The sequence below is a fragment of the Micromonospora sp. CPCC 205561 genome (assembly GCF_036906775.1).
Classification (GTDB): Bacteria; Actinomycetota; Actinomycetes; order Mycobacteriales; family Micromonosporaceae; genus Micromonospora.
This window is the reverse complement of sequence record NZ_JBAKHV010000051.1, coordinates 12,482-27,667: the sequence shown is the minus strand read 5'-3', so window position 1 is coordinate 27,667 and position 15,186 is coordinate 12,482. Positions and strand designations below refer to the sequence as shown.

At 75.1% G+C, this 15,186-nt stretch carries 16 protein-coding genes; 3 read left to right on the top strand and 13 right to left on the bottom strand.

Translation table 11 applies throughout. The features are described 5' to 3' along the window. Positions 1-153 precede the first annotated feature (153 nt). The 3 genes from V6V16_RS22585 to V6V16_RS22575 all read right to left on the bottom strand — a co-directional run bounded on the left by V6V16_RS22585 (position 154) and on the right by V6V16_RS22575 (position 2,629). On the bottom strand, positions 154-924 hold the full coding sequence (locus V6V16_RS22585) for an RluA family pseudouridine synthase (protein WP_334565056.1): 771 nt from the start codon (positions 922-924) through the stop codon (positions 154-156). A gap of 147 nt (positions 925-1,071) precedes the next feature. Next, positions 1,072-1,569: a pyridoxamine 5'-phosphate oxidase family protein gene (locus tag V6V16_RS22580; protein WP_334565055.1), complete on the bottom strand. Its 498-nt coding sequence runs from the start codon at positions 1,567-1,569 to the stop codon at positions 1,072-1,074. 145 nt (positions 1,570-1,714) lie between these two features. Next, on the bottom strand, positions 1,715-2,629 hold the full coding sequence (locus tag V6V16_RS22575) for a GNAT family N-acetyltransferase (protein ID WP_334565053.1): 915 nt from the start codon (positions 2,627-2,629) through the stop codon (positions 1,715-1,717). 115 nt (positions 2,630-2,744) lie between these two features. On the opposite strand from V6V16_RS22575, the gene V6V16_RS22570 reads away from it, so the two are divergent. Beyond that, positions 2,745-3,464 (top strand): SanA/YdcF family protein, encoded by a 720-nt coding sequence (locus V6V16_RS22570; RefSeq protein WP_334565051.1) that lies wholly within the window; start codon positions 2,745-2,747, stop codon positions 3,462-3,464. A gap of 56 nt (positions 3,465-3,520) precedes the next feature. On the opposite strand, the gene V6V16_RS22565 is transcribed toward V6V16_RS22570, so the two are convergent. The 7 genes from V6V16_RS22565 to V6V16_RS22535 form a co-directional block, all read right to left on the bottom strand. Then, positions 3,521-4,102: a TetR/AcrR family transcriptional regulator gene (locus V6V16_RS22565; protein WP_334565050.1), complete on the bottom strand. Its 582-nt coding sequence runs from the start codon at positions 4,100-4,102 to the stop codon at positions 3,521-3,523. A 62-nt stretch (positions 4,103-4,164) separates the two neighbouring features. After that, a complete protein-coding gene (locus V6V16_RS22560) occupies positions 4,165-4,344 on the bottom strand; it encodes a PEP-utilizing enzyme (RefSeq protein WP_334565077.1) in 180 nt (59 codons plus the stop codon). Beyond that, positions 4,320-6,566: a PEP/pyruvate-binding domain-containing protein gene (locus V6V16_RS22555; RefSeq protein ID WP_334565048.1), complete on the bottom strand. Its 2,247-nt coding sequence runs from the start codon at positions 6,564-6,566 to the stop codon at positions 4,320-4,322. The genes V6V16_RS22560 and V6V16_RS22555 overlap by 25 nt, the downstream gene beginning before the upstream one ends. Positions 6,567-6,773: 207 nt before the next feature. Next, positions 6,774-8,180, bottom strand: coding sequence for a DUF6297 family protein (locus V6V16_RS22550; RefSeq protein ID WP_334565046.1), 1,407 nt, complete (start codon positions 8,178-8,180; stop codon positions 6,774-6,776). A 7-nt stretch (positions 8,181-8,187) separates the two neighbouring features. Then, positions 8,188-8,805 carry an ABC transporter ATP-binding protein gene (locus V6V16_RS22545; RefSeq protein WP_334565044.1) on the bottom strand — a complete coding sequence of 206 codons (618 nt, stop codon included), beginning with the start codon at positions 8,803-8,805 and terminating at the stop codon, positions 8,188-8,190. A gap of 171 nt (positions 8,806-8,976) precedes the next feature. Further along, complete coding sequence (locus V6V16_RS22540) at positions 8,977-9,273, bottom strand: hypothetical protein (protein ID WP_334565042.1); 297 nt, start codon at positions 9,271-9,273, stop codon at positions 8,977-8,979. Between the two features lie 110 nt (positions 9,274-9,383). After that, the gene (locus V6V16_RS22535) at positions 9,384-10,013 is read right to left on the bottom strand and encodes a TetR/AcrR family transcriptional regulator (protein WP_334565040.1); all 630 of its coding nucleotides are present in this window, start codon (positions 10,011-10,013) and stop codon (positions 9,384-9,386) included. A 61-nt stretch (positions 10,014-10,074) separates the two neighbouring features. Between V6V16_RS22535 and V6V16_RS22530 the strand changes: the two genes are divergently transcribed. Both V6V16_RS22530 and V6V16_RS22525 read left to right on the top strand, forming a co-directional pair. Beyond that, positions 10,075-11,211 (top strand): FAD-dependent monooxygenase, encoded by a 1,137-nt coding sequence (locus V6V16_RS22530; RefSeq protein ID WP_334565038.1) that lies wholly within the window; start codon positions 10,075-10,077, stop codon positions 11,209-11,211. 265 nt (positions 11,212-11,476) lie between these two features. Continuing rightward, positions 11,477-12,526, top strand: a complete 1,050-nt coding sequence (locus tag V6V16_RS22525) for a hypothetical protein (RefSeq protein ID WP_334565037.1) — start codon at positions 11,477-11,479, stop codon at positions 12,524-12,526. A gap of 130 nt (positions 12,527-12,656) precedes the next feature. Here V6V16_RS22525 and V6V16_RS22520 read toward each other — a convergent pair whose 3' ends face one another. From V6V16_RS22520 to V6V16_RS22510, 3 genes are read right to left on the bottom strand one after another with little or no spacing between them, the layout of a single operon-like run. Further along, positions 12,657-13,121, bottom strand: coding sequence for a hypothetical protein (locus V6V16_RS22520; protein ID WP_334565035.1), 465 nt, complete (start codon positions 13,119-13,121; stop codon positions 12,657-12,659). After that, positions 13,096-13,734 (bottom strand): RNA polymerase sigma factor, encoded by a 639-nt coding sequence (locus V6V16_RS22515; protein WP_334565033.1) that lies wholly within the window; start codon positions 13,732-13,734, stop codon positions 13,096-13,098. Before V6V16_RS22515 ends, V6V16_RS22520 begins: the two co-directional genes overlap by 26 nt. A 31-nt stretch (positions 13,735-13,765) precedes the next feature. Further along, positions 13,766-15,073: a S8 family peptidase gene (locus tag V6V16_RS22510; RefSeq protein WP_334565031.1), complete on the bottom strand. Its 1,308-nt coding sequence runs from the start codon at positions 15,071-15,073 to the stop codon at positions 13,766-13,768. Positions 15,074-15,186 lie beyond the last annotated feature (113 nt).

Below are 15,186 nucleotides of genomic sequence, written 5' to 3'. Positions count from 1 at the left end.
CTATGCCGAGCATCCACAAGGGGCCGGATCTGTTGGAAACGACACCGAAGGCCCCGCTCGGCTGGAACTTCCGGCGGACATCTCGACCCCGACGCCGGTGGCGGGGGCGCAGGGGGGTGGGTGCCGCGCCACGGCGGCGCCGGCCGGCTCCGGTCAGCCGGCCAGCGACCCGAGTGCCTCGTCGAGCCGGGGCTTTTCGCCGTCGGCGAAGACGTCGAGGAAGTCGGCGCCGGGCGGCGCCCAGAACCGGCTGCGCGGCTCGTCCCGCCAGTCGCAGGTGATCTCGCAGCCCCACGAGTGCAGGTACGTCCGCCGGCCCTCCTGGCCGCGGTGGAACAGCGGGTCGCCGACGATCGGGAAGCCGAGCCAGGCGAGGTGGACGCGGATCTGGTGGCGTCGCCCGGTGACCGGCTTCAACACCAGCAGCGTACGGTCGTCGCCGACCAGCGCGGTCGCGAACTCCGTACGCGACTCGTAGGACGGCTTGGACCGGTCGATCGCCGACTCCGGCAGCTCGAAGCGACGGCGGTCGGCGTCGTAGCGGATCGCCTGCCGGTCGCCCGCGATCCGGATGGTGCCCTTGCGGCCCGGCCGCAGCGGCAGGTCGACGGTGCCGCGGTCGGGCAGCCCCGCCCCCTCCACCCAGGCCAGATACCGCTTGTCGGCGCCCCGGTCGGCGAACTGCCGGGTCAGCGACGCGTGCGCCGCCGGCGTCCTGGCCAGCAACAGCAGCCCCGAGGTGACCTTGTCGATGCGGTGCACCCAGTGCACCGGCTCGCCGGCGGCGGCGGCCAGGTCGGTCAGGGAGTCGGTGTGCCGCTCCCCCATCACCGAGATGCCGGGCGGCTTGTCGAGCACCAGGAGCTGGTCGTCCTCGTAGACGGGTTCGCGCCGGAGTTCCGACCAGCTGAAGGCGGTCATCATGGCCCCGGCTCCCGACTCTCCCGCGCTGCTCAGATCACCGACGGCCGCGCCCGAGGCATCGGCGACGCGGGGAGCGAGGGGTCGGACCGCCCCGGTGGGCCGGCAGGCGAACGATATCAACCACGGCCCCGAGCTGGCTGCGCGTACTCAGTCGAAGCGCCAGCGGGTGGCGGTGAAGCCGGCGTCCTTGCCCATCCCGATGACCTTCGCGGGGGTCACCTCGAAGACGACGTACGGTGCCGGGCCGATGCCGTCGCCGTCGATCCCGCCGTCGACCGCGGTCACCTGCCAGCCGTACTTCTCCCCGTAGCCCTCGGCGACCCGCTTCAGGGTGGCCGGGTCGGTGACCCGCGCCGCCGTGCCCTCGACCGAGAGGTCGAGATCGACTCCGCCGGCGGTGAGGACGCAGCGCGGATTGGCGGCCAGGTTGTCGACCTTGTGCGCGGACTCGCTGGAGCAGAAGTACATGGCACCGTCCAGCCACAGCGCGAGCAGCGGCACGGCGTGCGGCCTGCCGTCGGGCCGGACGGTGCAGAGGAAGAAGTCCCGCGCCTCCGCCAACCGCTCACGCGCCCGCGACCAGGGCATCGGCTCCGAGCCCTCGCTGGCGAAGGACGGTTGGGCGACCGGCTGCCGGTCAACCATCGGCTTCCCCCTCGATACGACGACAGCGTGATGAAGAGAGCACGCAGAGTACCGCAACGGGACGACTCCCGCGAGCGCCCGGACCGCCGGGTGGCCGGGGTGTCGCCGGGGCCGCCCCGGCCACGCCGCGTCCCCTGCCGGCTCGTCACCCGGTGACGAAGGAGACGACCTGGGCGACCTCGCGCATCCGCAGCCCTTCGTAGAGCCGGCGGGGCGCCGGGTACCCGCCGTCGCCGCGCGGCCCGACGACCGCCTGGGTGGCGCCGAGGTCACGGGCGGCCCGCAGGATCTCGGCGCAGACGGCGCGCCCCAGCCCACGCCCGCCGTGCCGCGGGTCGGTACCGACCGGCTCGAACAGGACCGACCCCGACCCCGCGTCGAGCCAGCCCAGGCCGTAGGCGACCAGCGACCCGTCGGCCGCCACGGCGACCATGTCCAGCTCCCCGCGATACACCGGCGTGTCCATGACCGCCCGGTGCCTCTCGGCCGAGTAGCCCGAGCCGGCCTCGTCGCCGGTCACCGGCAGGCCGAGCATCCGCTTGATGCGTGCCGGGTCCCAGCAGCGGCGGTGCACCTCGACCCGCCGCGCCAGCTCGTGGCGGAGGGCGGGCCGGACCGAGTAGCCCTCGGGGACGGGGTGTGCCGCCAGGTCGGAGAGGTCCGCGAGGCTCCGCCACAGCCGCGCGAACCACGGCCCGCCGGTTTCCCGGAAGCCCCGGGTCCTCAGCGCCTCGACGACCTCGGTCTGCTGCCGGGACGCCTCCACGGTGACGCGGGGCGCCACCCGCAGTAGCTCGTCGACGGCCTCCGCGAGCTGACGGGTGGTCATGGTCTGCGCGGCCAGATGCAGGGCCGCCGTCGCGGGCTGCCCGGTCGACCCGGGCAGCCACACGTCGGCGAAACCCAGCAGGGGATCGCCCCAGGCCAGGCTGACGTCGGGGGCCGCGCTGCCGTCCCCGTGGGCGTACGCCCACGCGACGTCGCCGACGTGCAGCCGCTGACTCGGGGTCCAGGTCCGCCCCACACAGTCCAGGAGCGCGGCGAGATCAGTGTTGTCCACCAGGAGAGTTCGCCAGGAATGCCTCGTCCGGTCAAGCCCGTTCCGGTCGAACCCCGTCGCGTCCTCCCGTCGTGGGCGGGACCGGTCGGGTGGGCGCCCCTGGGATACTCGCCCCATGCGGCCCCGACCTCCCAAGCTGACCCGAAGGCCGCGCCCGGCCGCTCGCCGGCGTACGCGCTGGCTGCGTCGCGCCGTCGTCGCGGCCGTCGTCGGGGCGGTGCTCCTGACCGGCGGCACCCTGGCCAGCGTGCACTGGATCCGCGCCGGGGCGGAGGGGCACATCTTCGCCGAGCAGGACGTCCCGGAGGCCCCGGTCGCCCTGGTGCTGGGCACCAAGGTCCACCCCGACGGGACCCCCTCGCCGTTCCTCACCGGCCGCCTGGAGATCGCCCGGCGGCTGCTCGCCACCGGCAAGGTGCGCGCCATCCTGCTCTCCGGCGACAACATGAACCCCGACTACGACGAGCCGGGCGCGATGCGCCGCTGGCTTGTCGACAACGGCGTGCCGGCGACCAGGGTGGTGCTGGACCATGCCGGCTTCGACACGTACGACTCGTGCGCCCGGGCGAAGCGGGTCTTCGGGGTGCAGCGGGCGACGGTGGTGACCCAGTCCTTCCACCTGCCGCGCGCCGTGACGGTGTGCCGCCGGCTCGGCGTCGACGCCAACGGGGTCGGCGACGAGACCGCCCGCCGGTACGACAGGACGTGGCGGATCAGCTCCACCCGCGAGTACGGCGCCTGCGTGAAGGCCGCCCTGGACCTCCTCTCCGGCCGCGACCCGGCGCACCTCGGCCGCCGCGAGACCGGGGTGCAGGACGCGCTGCGCGACGCGTGAGACCCGCCCGGCCGGGGGCGTACGCGCCGTCGCGGCACGGGTCCGGCGTCGGCCGCTCAGGCACCCGCGGTCGAGCCGAAGAGCAGTGCCAGGTGGGCGTCCAGCGCCCCCAGCGCCTGTTCGGCGGTGTACTGCCCGCCGAGCAGATAGACGCCCAGCCCCTCCATCAGCGCGAGCAGGCCGGCCGCTGCGGCGTCGGCGTTCGGAGGCGGGAGGGCGCCGGCGATGAACGCGGCCAGCCGCGCGGTGTCCTCGCGCAGGCCGGGCGCGGCCGCCGGCCGTACCGCGGTGTAGGCGAGGAATGCCAGCGCCACCCGCCCGTCGTCACGGGCCCGCTCGTCGAGCGGAAGGAGCGCGGCGATCATCGTGCGCAACAGCAGCCGCGGGGCGGGGTCCGCGCCCAGCCGCGCGGTGGCTTCCTCGACCCGGAGCTGGCTGCGCTCGCGGAGCACGGCCAGCGCGAAGGTCATCATCTCGTCCTTGGTGCGGAAGTAGTGCTGGACCATTCCGGCGGACACCCCGGCCTCGGCAGCAACGTGTCGGAGGCTGACGGCCGCCAGGCCCTGGTCCGCGGCGACCCGCATCAACGCGTCGGCGATCAGGGTGCGCCGCTCCTGGTGGTCGACCTTCTTGGGCATGGCCTCGATCGTTTCACAGCGGGTGGCCCGGACGCTCCCGCCGACGATCGGTGCCGGGGCGGTCAGTGGACGGTGACGCTTCCGGCGCCGCCGTCCACCGTGACGAGTTGGCCGGTGCGGATCGTCCGCGTGGCGTCGGGCACGCAGATGACGGCGGGGATGCCGTACTCCCGGGCCACCGTGGGGCCGTGCGCCATGATCGCGCCGGTCTCGGTGATCAGCGCCGCGGCGGTGAGGAACAGCGGGGTCCAGCCGGGATCGGTGGTCGCGGCGACCAGGATCTCGCCGGGCTCGACGTGGGCGGTGGCCGGGTCTGGAGGACCCGGGCGGGGCCGGTCGCCCGGCCCGCCGAAGCGCCCATGCCGACGAGGGTGCCGTCGACGGCGGGCGCCGCCGGCAGTACGGTCTCGACCTCGGTGCCGTCGGAGAGCAGCGCCACGGGCACCGCCCTGCGGCGGGACTCCCTGCGGTGCACCAGCCTGCGGGCGGCGACGGTCGCCCGGTGGTCGCTGCTCCGGTGCACCGCCGCGCGCACCTCGTCGAGGGTCAGGAACATGATGTCGTCGGGCCGTTCCAGCAGCCCGGTGTCGTGCAGCTCGGCGCCGACGAGCAGCAGTTGCCGACGCGTCTCCCGCAGCGGGTACAGCCCGGCGAACTTGCCGGCCTCACGCAGGCCGGCCAGCGACCGGGCGCGGCGCAGCAGGAACCCGGCCGCCGTGGCGCGCACGGGCCGCCGGCGGCGGGCCCGCCTGACCAGCTCCGCGAGGGCTGTCTCGGCCGCCGCGGCGGCCCGCTGGAAGCGCTGGTCGGGTCCCTGCCGCGGATCGGTGACCCGCAGGTAGTTGGCGACCGCCGCGAAGACCGGCGCCGGATCCTCCGCCCAGCGCGGTACGCCGAGGTCCACCTCGGCGACGCCACGATGACCGTACGCGTCCAGGAAGCCGTCCATGCCGACGTCGGGCAGCGTCCCGCGCAGGTACCGCGCGGCCAGCTCCTGCGGCGGGGTGTCGAGCAGGAGCTGGCGGTGCTCGCCCGCGCCCTGAGCGAGCCGCCAGAGCGCCAGGTCCATCTCGATGGTGACGTTGTGCGGCATCCCGCCCAGCACGGTGTGGATCTCGTCCGGACCCGCGACACCCTTGAGCAACGAAGCCGGCAGCGCGGCGGCGAGCATCCCGGCGACGATCGGCCACATGATCGCGTCGGCGCTCTCCTCGGAGTCCCGCGACTGCACGAAGCGGAGCCGGTCGGCGGCGGTCAGCAGGTTGGCGGGGGGCACCGACGCCGCTCTCAGCTCCTCGATCGCCTGGAACATCCGGATCCGCGCCGCGTCGGGACGGGCCAGCGCGCGCAGGATCCCCACCGCCGCGCGGCCGGCGGTCCGCAGGGACGCGGCCCCCGGCGCCGCGCCGCGCCCGGTGTCGCCCGTGGTCACGGCGAACCGCGGATCCGCCAGGACGTGCCGGATCACCGCCTGCGCCCGCGGGCCGAAGTCGACCGCCATGAGCCTGACCAGCCGTTTCCTGGACGACCTGCTCCGTACCAGCTCGGTCACGTCGCCGTACAGGCGCCCGCCGATGTCGACGATGTCCACCCGGACGCCGAGCGCGGCGAGCATGGCCGCGATGTGCGACCGCAGGGTCGACATGCCCATCGGGGTGACCGGTCGCAGCATGCCCTGGACGTGGCCGAACTCCAGGTAGATCCGGGGTGGCGGCTTTCCGGTCCGTGGCGGGACGGGGAACAGGCTGGTGATCGGCCGCGACTGCAGCAACCACAGCACGCCGTCGCCGTCGATCGCCCACTCCACGTCCTGCGGGCAGCCGAAGTGGCCCTGCAACCGCTCACCCGTGGCCCGCAGCTCCGCCAGGTGCGCGGACGTCAGGCACCCCTTCTCCTCCCGGTCGACGCCGTCCAGGACGTAGTGGTCCACCCTCGCCGCGCCGTCCACCACAGCCGTGCCGAGGCCGCGCGCGGCGTCGACCGCCATCTCGTCGCGGCAGCCGGTCAGCGGGTTCGCGGTGAACAGCACCCCCGCCACCACCGGGGCGACCATGCGCTGCACGACGACGGCCATCCGGACTGCCTGGTGGTCGATCTCGCGGGCGTCGCGGTAGGCGGTCGCGCGGACGGTGTGGAGGGAGTCCCAGCACCTCCTGACCGCGGCGATCAGCTCGGCGGCGCCCGTGACGTCCAGGACGGTGTCCTGCTGCCCGGCGAAGCTCGCGTCCGGCAGGTCCTCGTCGGTGGCACTGGAGCGCACCGCCACCGGGCCCGCGCCGAGCCGCTCGTACGCGGCGACGATCTCCGCCCGGGGAAGGACACCGAGCCGGTGTGCCTCGGCGGTGACGCAGAAGCCCTCGGGGACCCGCTCACCTCGGCGGATCAGCTCGCCCAGCCCGGCCGCCTTGCCGCCGACGAGGTCGACCATCTCCGCGGTGACCTCGGACAACGCGACGACGTGCATGAGGACCTCTCTCTACGGCAATGCAAGTGTATTGCATCGCACGGTAGCCCCTTTACGATGCAACTGCAATGCATCGCGCGCGGGCTCGCGCCTGACGGCCGTCGGTCGGCGCCGAGCCGGTCACGCGCTCAGGCGCGGGGATTTCCCGCTACGGCGAGCCGCCACCGTGCCGGCGGCCACCGCCCGCCCGCGCGGACGCCCGACGGGTCACCGGAGGAGCCACTGGACGAGGAGGAGCACGGCCACGAGGTCGGGCCCGCGCAGCACCTGACGCAGCAGATCGATCGGGATCATGGTGAACGGCGCCACGACGACGAGGCCGCCCGGACGCAGGGGTGCACGGGTGGCGTCCCAGCAGGCCGCCGCCACCACACCCGGCAGGAGCAGCAGGTCGATCGCACCGCCCCCGGGCCGCACCCCCGGCAGCGCGGCGAGGTACCAGACCACCGCCCCGAGCGTCGGGACGACGACGTGTGCCAGGCGCAGGACCGCCTCGTGCCCGCCGAGCGAACGGCGCAGGCCCGGCGAGCGGCTGACCGTGCGCAGCCCGCCGGTCAGTCGCTTGGTGGCCAGGTACGCCAGGACCACGAACGCGACGTCCACGACCGACGGCACGGCCACCGCGACGGCGTACGTCACCAACAGCAGCGCGGCCCACCCGGCGACCGCGCCGGGATGCCGGAACGTGCGGCGGACGTCGGCCCGTACCAGCACCGCGAACCGTCCGCCGGCGCGGAAAGGGCGGCTGCGCACCCGGCCGATGGAGCGCCAGCGCCGGCTCTCCACCAGGGCCGCCAGCATGCTCGGGTCGAGCAGCACGGCCAGGTGTGCGGCGGCGTCGGCGAACTGGGTCCCGGTCGTGAGCGCCGCCCGGTCGACCGCGCCGAGGCGCCGCCAGGCCCGCGCCGCCACCAGCACCGCGACCGGCGGCGCCAGCAGCCCCACCAGGACGGTCAACGACACCGGCGGTCGGGGCAGCGAGAAGCCGATGGCGTGCCCGAGGACGACGAGCAGCGACAGCAGTACGCCGGAGGCGACCAGGCCGGCGCCGAGCGGCCCGGCCCAGCGCGGCTCGCGCCGTGCCGCCTGGGCGGTGACGCTCAGCGAGACGACCGCCGCGCCGCAGGCCGCCCCCGCCAGGGCCGCCCAACCCAGCTCGGCGGTGCCGTCGGAACCGCCGGTGAAGGCCGCCGCCAGGCCGAGCAGACCGGCGCCGGCGGACGCGCCGAGCAGCAGCCAGCCGAAGCGGGGCAGCAGCCAGGCCCGGCGGTCCAGCGGCGAGCTGACCACCCACGCCTGGAACGCGGGCGTCACCAGGAGCGGGCCCACCACCCGCAGGGCCCGCCAGACGAAGCCGGCACCGGCCAGCACGAGGGCGACGGCGACCCAGTAGCGGTCCGTGGTGTCGCCCCGCGCGGGCGGCGCCGAGCCGAGGTGCCCGCGCAGCCCGTCGACCGCGAACCAGCCGTACATCCCGACGAAGAGGACGACCACGTAGACGTCGGTGAGGGTGTCGCCGAGCGAGCCCGAGTGGTGCCGGCGGCGGGACCGGCGCAGCCGGGCCCGCACCTGCCTCGCGGTCGGGGCGGTCGCCGGTCGCGTGGTCGTCGCCACCACCGGGTCAGCCCCCGATCTCGACGCGGTGGTCGGCGACCCGGTCGATGAGCTCGGCGTCGTGCGAGGCCATCAGGACCGCCGTCCCGGCGGCCTTCTCCCGCAGCAACCGTTCCGCGAGCCAGGCGCGGCCCCGGGCGTCGAGCCGCTGCTCGGGTTCGTCGAGGACGAGCAGGCCCCGGGGGCGGACGAAGCAGGACGCGAGAGCGAGCCGCCGGCGCTGGCCACTCGACAGGGTCACGGGGAGCTGGTCCCGCACGCTTTCGAGACCGAGCTCGGCGAGCACCTCCGCCACCGGTTCCACGGGGCCGCCGTGCGCGTGGGCCAGCAACTCCAGGTGCTCGACGACCGAAAGGTCCGGAAAGAAGTCGATGTCGTCGAGGGCCGCGGCCACCGTCGCCCGGAAGCCGGGGTTCGTCTCGTGGCACCGCTTCCCGTCCAGCAGGACCTCCCCCCCGTCGGGCCGGTCCGCGCCGACGACGCAGCGCAGCAGGGTGGTCTTGCCGCAACCGTTCGGTCCGACGACGGCGACGATCCGGCCCGCGTCGAGGGAGAACGTCACGTCGTCGAGGACGACCAGTTCCCCGAACCGGCGGGTCAGGCCACGGACCGCGAGTGTCTGCACGGTCACCAGTCTGACGAACGGGGGCCAGCGCACCAGCACACCGGTACGGCACGCCGACGGACCCCGGTCGTCAGTCGCGGGCCGGCCCGTACCGGCACGGGGCGGAACGCCGCCGCGGCGCCGGCCTCGTCCAGGTCGACGCCGCGCGGCCGTCCCGGCGGAGGTTCCGGTTCAGCAGGTGGTGTTGCGGGCGGGCACCCAGCCGTCCACGGACGGGTGTTCGGCGCCGTGGCCGTAGATCCAGACGTCGTCGTCGATGCCCCAGACCTGGCCGTGCCAGCGGAATCCGCGCCCGGCGGTGAGGGTGAGCAGCACGTGGCTGTGCGGTGCGGCGCGCAGCCAGGTGTTCTCCCGGACGTTGCAGACGATGCCCCAGGCGTCGCTCGCCGAGGCCGGCGCGGCCGCCACGGCCGAACCGGGGAGAACGACGGCCGCGACCGTCAGTGCGTGCAGAAGTCGGCGTTTCACTCGTGTCCTCTCGAACGTGGACGGTGACGGCCTCGATTCTGGTCGATGGGCACCGTCGGCACCAGGTGCGGCCCGCGGGGCTGCACCACGGGCGCGAGGGCGTCCGGGGGTCACCCGCCGAGGCGTTCCGTCTCGGGGTGTCCACCCGCGAACGCCCGCAGCAGCATCGTGATCGCGACGGCCAGGTCCGCCCGGTTCGCGGCCGTTCCGGGGGGTGGCGCGGTGCGGGCGCCGGCCCCGGCCAGCCGGTCGAACAGCAGGCCGTCGACGCAGGCGACGAGATGGTCGCCGGCCCGCTCCGGATCTCGGGCCCCGGCGGCCGCCAGCATCGCCCTGGCCTGCGCGCGCGACGCGTCGCCGTGCACGAGGATCGTCCGTAGTTCCGGGCGGTGGGTGGCCTCCAGCAGGCAGGCGTAGCGCGCCAGGGTGCGGTTTCGCGCGGTGCTCATCCAGCTGTCGAGGAGAGCGGCGATGCCGCTGGCCACCGCGGCGATGTCGTCCGCCGGGGCGCCGACCGGGGCCGGCAGCCGGCTCGCCTCCAGGTCCGCCCGGTCGAGGTCGGCGAGGCGGCGCACCACCGCTTCGATGAGCGCCCGGCGGGTCCGGAAGTACGCGGACGTGGTGCCCTGCGGCAGCCCGGCCCGCGCGTCGACGGCGCGGTGGGTGAGGCCCCGCATGCCGAGTTCGGCGAGCACGTCGATCGCGGCGTCCGTCAGGATCGCGAACCGGTCGGTCGGCATGGGTCGCCACTCCCTTCTACGGCTGTAGTATCGCCTTCTACAGTTGTAGAAGGGATTCGGGATGACGCGGACCGCGGTGGTGGTCGGGGCCGGCATCAGCGGGCTGAGCGCGGCTCTCGGCCTGCACCGCGCGGGCTGGCGGGTGACCGTGCTGGAACGGGTCGCCGCCTTCGGCCCGGTCGGGGCGGGCCTGGTCCTCCAGGCGAACGGGCTGCGCTGCCTGGACGCGCTGGGCCTCGGCGCGGCCGTGCGGGAGCGGGGCCGCGCCGACACGTCCGGCGGCACCCGCAGGGCCGACGGCCGGTGGCTGGCCCGCGTCGGGCCCGGCGAGCTGGCACGCGTACTCGGCACGCCCGCGATCGGCGTGCACCGCGCCGCCCTGCACGAGATCCTGCTCGGCGCGCTGCCGCACGACGTCGTCGTGACCGGCGCCGAGATCCACGCCGTCACCGCGGACGGCCACGTGACCTACCAGGGCCCCGGCGGGCCGGTCCGGGCGAGCGCCGATCTCGTGGTCGGCGCGGACGGCATCCGCAGCACCGTGCGCGGGCTGCTCTGGCCGGAAGCCGCCGCCCCGACGCACATCGGCGTGACCGCGTGGCGCGGGGTCACGCCGGCCTGGGACGGCGACCTCGTCGTCGCGATCAGCTGGGACCGGGGCGCCGAGTTCGGCATGGTGCCGCTCGTCGACGGCCGCGTCTACTGGTTCGCCGCCGTCAACGCCGCCCCCGGCGGGCCGGCCGGCGACGAGCGCGCCCGGGTCCGCGACCGGTTCGGCGACTGGCACGATCCGATCCCCGCACTCGTCGCCGCAACCGGCACGGTCCTGCGGGACGACCTGGCGTGTCTGGACGAACCGCTGACGACGTACGTCAAGGGCCGGGTCGCCCTCGTCGGTGACGCCGCGCACCCGATGACGCCCAACCTCGGCCAGGGCGCCAACCAGGCGCTCGAGGACGCCGTCGTCCTCGCCTCCGTCGCCGGCCGGCCGGACGGGCTCGCGGCGTACGACCGGCAGCGCCGCCCGCGCAGCCAGCGGGTGGCGAGGGCGTCCCGCGCGGTCGGCCGCTTCGGCCAGCAGCTGGAGAACCCGATCGCCGTGGCGGCCCGCGACACCGTCATGCGGCTCACCCCGCCGCGGCTGGCGCTGCGCTCGATGGCCCGCTACGCCGACTGGAGTCCACCGCCCCTCGGCTGAGGAGAGCCCCGGGCGAGCCGGTCGGCCGGGCGCGGGCGCCGCCGGGCCGGCCGGCCGCCGGAGCACGACGTACGGCGGAGGCCGCCGCGCGGCCCGCATCCCGCCGCTACGGAACTTTCGCCGGCTTGATGCCAATCCCCGCCATCTGACATCAGCCGTCCGCGGCAGGTGTATCTACTCCCGTCGATCGGGCTCCGTAAGGACGTCCACCCGCCCACGCCACCACCTCGGGGCAGACGGCGATTCCCCATCCTCGGGAGGAAATGTGTCCACCAGACTCGCGGGAAGAGCGCGTCGTTCGACGCTCGCCCTGCTCACCGGCGCGGCGCTGGCGACGCTGTTGTCCGTCACCGCGGCCGGTGCCGCGCCCCTGGGCGACCCGGCAGGCAGCCGCGGTGCCGGCACCGCCGCCGCGGCCGACGTGTACATGCAGGACACGACGGCCGACGTCGGGCTCGAGCCGCACGCGCTCAACCCGCTCTGGCAGAGCTCGGACATCAAGGTCTGCCACACCGCCATCGAGTGCCCGACCAGCCAGAACCCGATCGTCGGTCAGCGGAACTACATCTTCATCAAGCTGCGCAACCCCGGCCCGTACGGCGACAGCGTGATGGAGCAGGGCACGATCTTCGTCTACCGGACCACGCCCGGCGGCGGGGCGGCCTGGCCGGGGGCCTGGACGCAGATCGGGGCGATGGCGGTGCCGGTCTACCCGGGCGTCACCTCGGTGACCATCCCGTGGGACGGCGTGCCGGGCCCGGGACACTTCTGCCTGCTGGCCCGCTGGGTCTCCGCGAACGACCCGATGACGTTCGAGGGGCCGGACATCGGCGTCAACACCCGCAACAACAACAACATCGCCTGGCGCAACGTCGACTCGGTGGCGCTGACCGCCGGCGGTCAGACGCAGACCCGGCCCTTCGCCATCGGCAACACGCTGACCCGGCCGGCCCGCAGCAGCGTGGTGTTCAACCAGGCCGGGACCGCCTTCCAGGCCGCCGGTGGCCGGCTCGTCGCCGACCTCGGCCCGACCCTGTTCGAGCGCTGGGTACGCGGCGGCAAGGCCGGCAAGGGTGTCCGCGAGGTGGGCCGTAACCAGATCGAGATCGTCGACGTCGGCCAGGCCAGCCTGGACAACCTGGAGCTCAATCCGGGTGAGCGGATCGCCTTCTCGCTCAACTTCACGGCCGCCGTGCCGACCCGGGAGAAGATCGCCGTCAACGTGACCCAGATCGGCCCGGACACCACCGGCGCCGCCCGGGCCGACCTCGGCGGTGTGCGGTACGACGTCACGGTGGCCCAGCGGGCCGGGTAGCCGTCCCGGAGGGGGATGGGCGGAGGTCGCGGACGGAGCCCCGCGACCTCCGTCTCCGGCTGTCCGGCGGGCCGCCCGCCGATCCCGGTCCCCGGCCACGGCGGCACCGGCGGCCCGCCCCGTGCCCCGCTCAGCGCAGACTGACCCAGGCGGTCGCCACCGCGTACTCGAAGGTGCGGGCGCGCAGCTGGACCGGGCCGGCCGGCGGTGCCCCCATCGAGAAGAAGCCCCCGGCGTCCACCGGCGCCTCCTCGTACGGGCCGGCGGAGGTCCGGGCGGTGACCCGCCCGCCCCGGGCCGGCGAGAGCTGCCCGACGACGCCGGTCGGGGTCACCTCGATCTCGACCACCACCGGTCCGGTGCGGAACGTCAGCGTGCGGGCCGAGCCGGTGGACCGGGTGAGACCGGCCGGCTCCGGGTCGCAGGCCGAGTCGAAGGTCAGCTCGGCGACCGCCAGTTCGGCGTCGACGGTGCGCCAACCGAACGCGGCCCGGGCCGCGGTCAGGAACTCCTCCGGCACCGGGTCCGGCTCCCGCAGGGCGGCCCGCAACTCGGCCAGCAGGGCCTCGTCAGTGGCTGGCGGCCACGGCTCCATCCCGGTCACCTCCGCTCCCGTCGTTACCCGGGCGCGCCCCCACGAACGGGGCGAGTGTCGGGCAGTTCCGCAGCTTGCTCAGGCACCGGGCCTGGGTCGGGCCGACGCTGCCCACCGGCATGCCCAGCCGCGCACCGACCTCGCGGTAGCTGACCGGCGGGTCGGCCACCAGCAGGGCGAGCAGTTCCCGGCAGCGCGGAGGCAACTGCGCGAACGCCTCCCGCAGCGCCTGCCGCCGCTCGGCGCGCAGCAGGTCCTCGTCGGGGGTGGCCGGATCCGCCAGCAGGAAGGCACCGCCGTGCCCGCCGGCCGAGTCGTCGTACGGGTCGAACGGCTGGGTCCGCCGGCCGAGGCGGAGCAGCCGGTAGCACTCCCGCCGGGTGGTGGTGATCAGCCAGGCGGGGAGGGCGTCCGGCTCCCGCAGCCGTCCCAGCTGTTCCACCACCCGCAGCCAGACGGTCTGGTTCACGTCCGCCGCGTCCACTCGGTCGAGTCCGTACGACCGGATCACCGTGACCACCAGCGGGGTGTAGCGGCGGACCAGCTCGCTCCACGCCGATTCGTCACCGGAGGAGGCGGCGGCGACCAGCCCGACCGTTGCCCGCTCGCTCACCCGGACACGACCCGGCGCGCCGATGCCGGCCTCATGCGACGAGTACGCCGTAGTCGGGATGCCAGCGGGGGCCGGCGACCAGCGCGGCCCGGGCCGCCTCGGCGCTGAGCCCGGCGCTGGTCATCAGCGCGGCCAGCCGGCCGGCGACGTGGCCGGTGGCGAACGAGGTGCCGGCCCAGGCGGCGAAGCCGTCGAAGTACCGGGTCGGTTGGCCCGGCAGCTGGAGCCGGCCCCGGACGTAGGTGCTGCTCCGGTCCCCCAGGGCGCAGGCGTCCACCCACGGCCCGTGGTTGCTGTACGGCGCCGGGGCGAGGCCGGCGGACCCGGCGCTCAACGCGCCGACCGCCACGACCCGGTCCAGGGCGGCCGGCCAGGTCCGCCGGCTGCTGCCGGCGTTGCCCGCCGACGCCACCACGGCCCTGTCGGGGAGCCCGGCCAGCGCGTTGACCAGTGGCAGCGGGGGCTGGTCGTCCTGCGTGTAGTAGCCCAGCGAGAGGTTGACGACCGACACCTGCGGACCGAGCCGGCCGAGCGCGGCGACCAGCATCTCCTCGTCGCCGACGCCGGTGGCGTTCAGCGCGGCCTCGGGATCGAGACGTACGCCCGGCGCGGCCTGCCGGACCACTCCGGCGACGAAGGTGCCGTGGCCGCCCTGGAGCGCCAACACGTCCGCGCCGACGTAGACCGCGTCCTCGTCGTCGACCTCGGCGAGGTAGCTGCCACCCAGCCACTGCGGGTGGTGGGCGCCGGCGTGCCGCCAGATGCCGGTGTCGCAGATCCCCACCGTCACCCCCGCGCCCTCGCCGGCGCGCGCCGGATCCGGTGCCGGCAGGGCACCGGCGACCTGGGGCGGGCCGCCCGGGTTGCCCATGATGTTGCCGAAGCCGAGCAGGGCGTGGTGCGGTTGGACCAGGGGGGCCGCCTGCCCGGGCCACTGCCGCGGGTCGCGGAGCCTGGCCACCACCGACGGGACGTCGGTCTCGGCGGCGAAGTGGAGTCGGGCGACACCGCCGAAGCCGGGGCCCTCGGTGGCCGGATGGCCGTAGCCGCGCAGCCGGACCATGACCCGCTGCACGTCCGGGCGGGCCACCAGCAGCTGCCGGGGCCGGTAGAGGAACTCCCGGCCGGCGACGGCGTACCGGCGCAGGTCGGGGTCGGCGGAGAGGGCCTCCTGAAAGATTCGCTGGTAGGTGGCGTCGGGCGACTCGCCGGCGGCGGCCGGTGCGCCCCGCCCGGCGAGACCGAGCGGCGCCGCGGCGGCCAGGGCGGACCAGGCCATCAGCCGCCGGCGGGACATCCCGGCGGGCGGGCGCGACGCGAAGGGTTCGTCAGACGGCACCGGTCCTCCAGGCGGTCGAAGATGCGTGGTCGGCGACGGGCCGGGGGCAGCTACGGAAGCGCTCTCCGAGGCACCTGGCAATTATTTCAAAGGATAGTCGCGTGTCAATTGAT

Bases quoted from the DNA above. Each gene is read 5' to 3' on its own strand.
- V6V16_RS22535 (WP_334565040.1), bottom strand. From the start codon at position 10,013: ATGCCGACCGACCGGTTCGCGATCCTGACGGACGCCGCGATCGACGTG.
- V6V16_RS22580 (WP_334565055.1), bottom strand. From the start codon at position 1,569: ATGGTTGACCGGCAGCCGGTCGCCCAACCGTCCTTCGCCAGCGAGGGC.
- V6V16_RS22570 (WP_334565051.1), top strand. From the start codon at position 2,745: ATGCGGCCCCGACCTCCCAAGCTGACCCGAAGGCCGCGCCCGGCCGCT.
- V6V16_RS22520 (WP_334565035.1), bottom strand. From the start codon at position 13,121: ATGGAGCCGTGGCCGCCAGCCACTGACGAGGCCCTGCTGGCCGAGTTG.
- V6V16_RS22530 (WP_334565038.1), top strand. From the start codon at position 10,075: ATGACGCGGACCGCGGTGGTGGTCGGGGCCGGCATCAGCGGGCTGAGC.
- V6V16_RS22565 (WP_334565050.1), bottom strand. From the start codon at position 4,102: ATGCCCAAGAAGGTCGACCACCAGGAGCGGCGCACCCTGATCGCCGAC.
- V6V16_RS22555 (WP_334565048.1), bottom strand. From the start codon at position 6,566: ATGCACGTCGTCGCGTTGTCCGAGGTCACCGCGGAGATGGTCGACCTC.
- V6V16_RS22585 (WP_334565056.1), bottom strand. From the start codon at position 924: ATGATGACCGCCTTCAGCTGGTCGGAACTCCGGCGCGAACCCGTCTAC.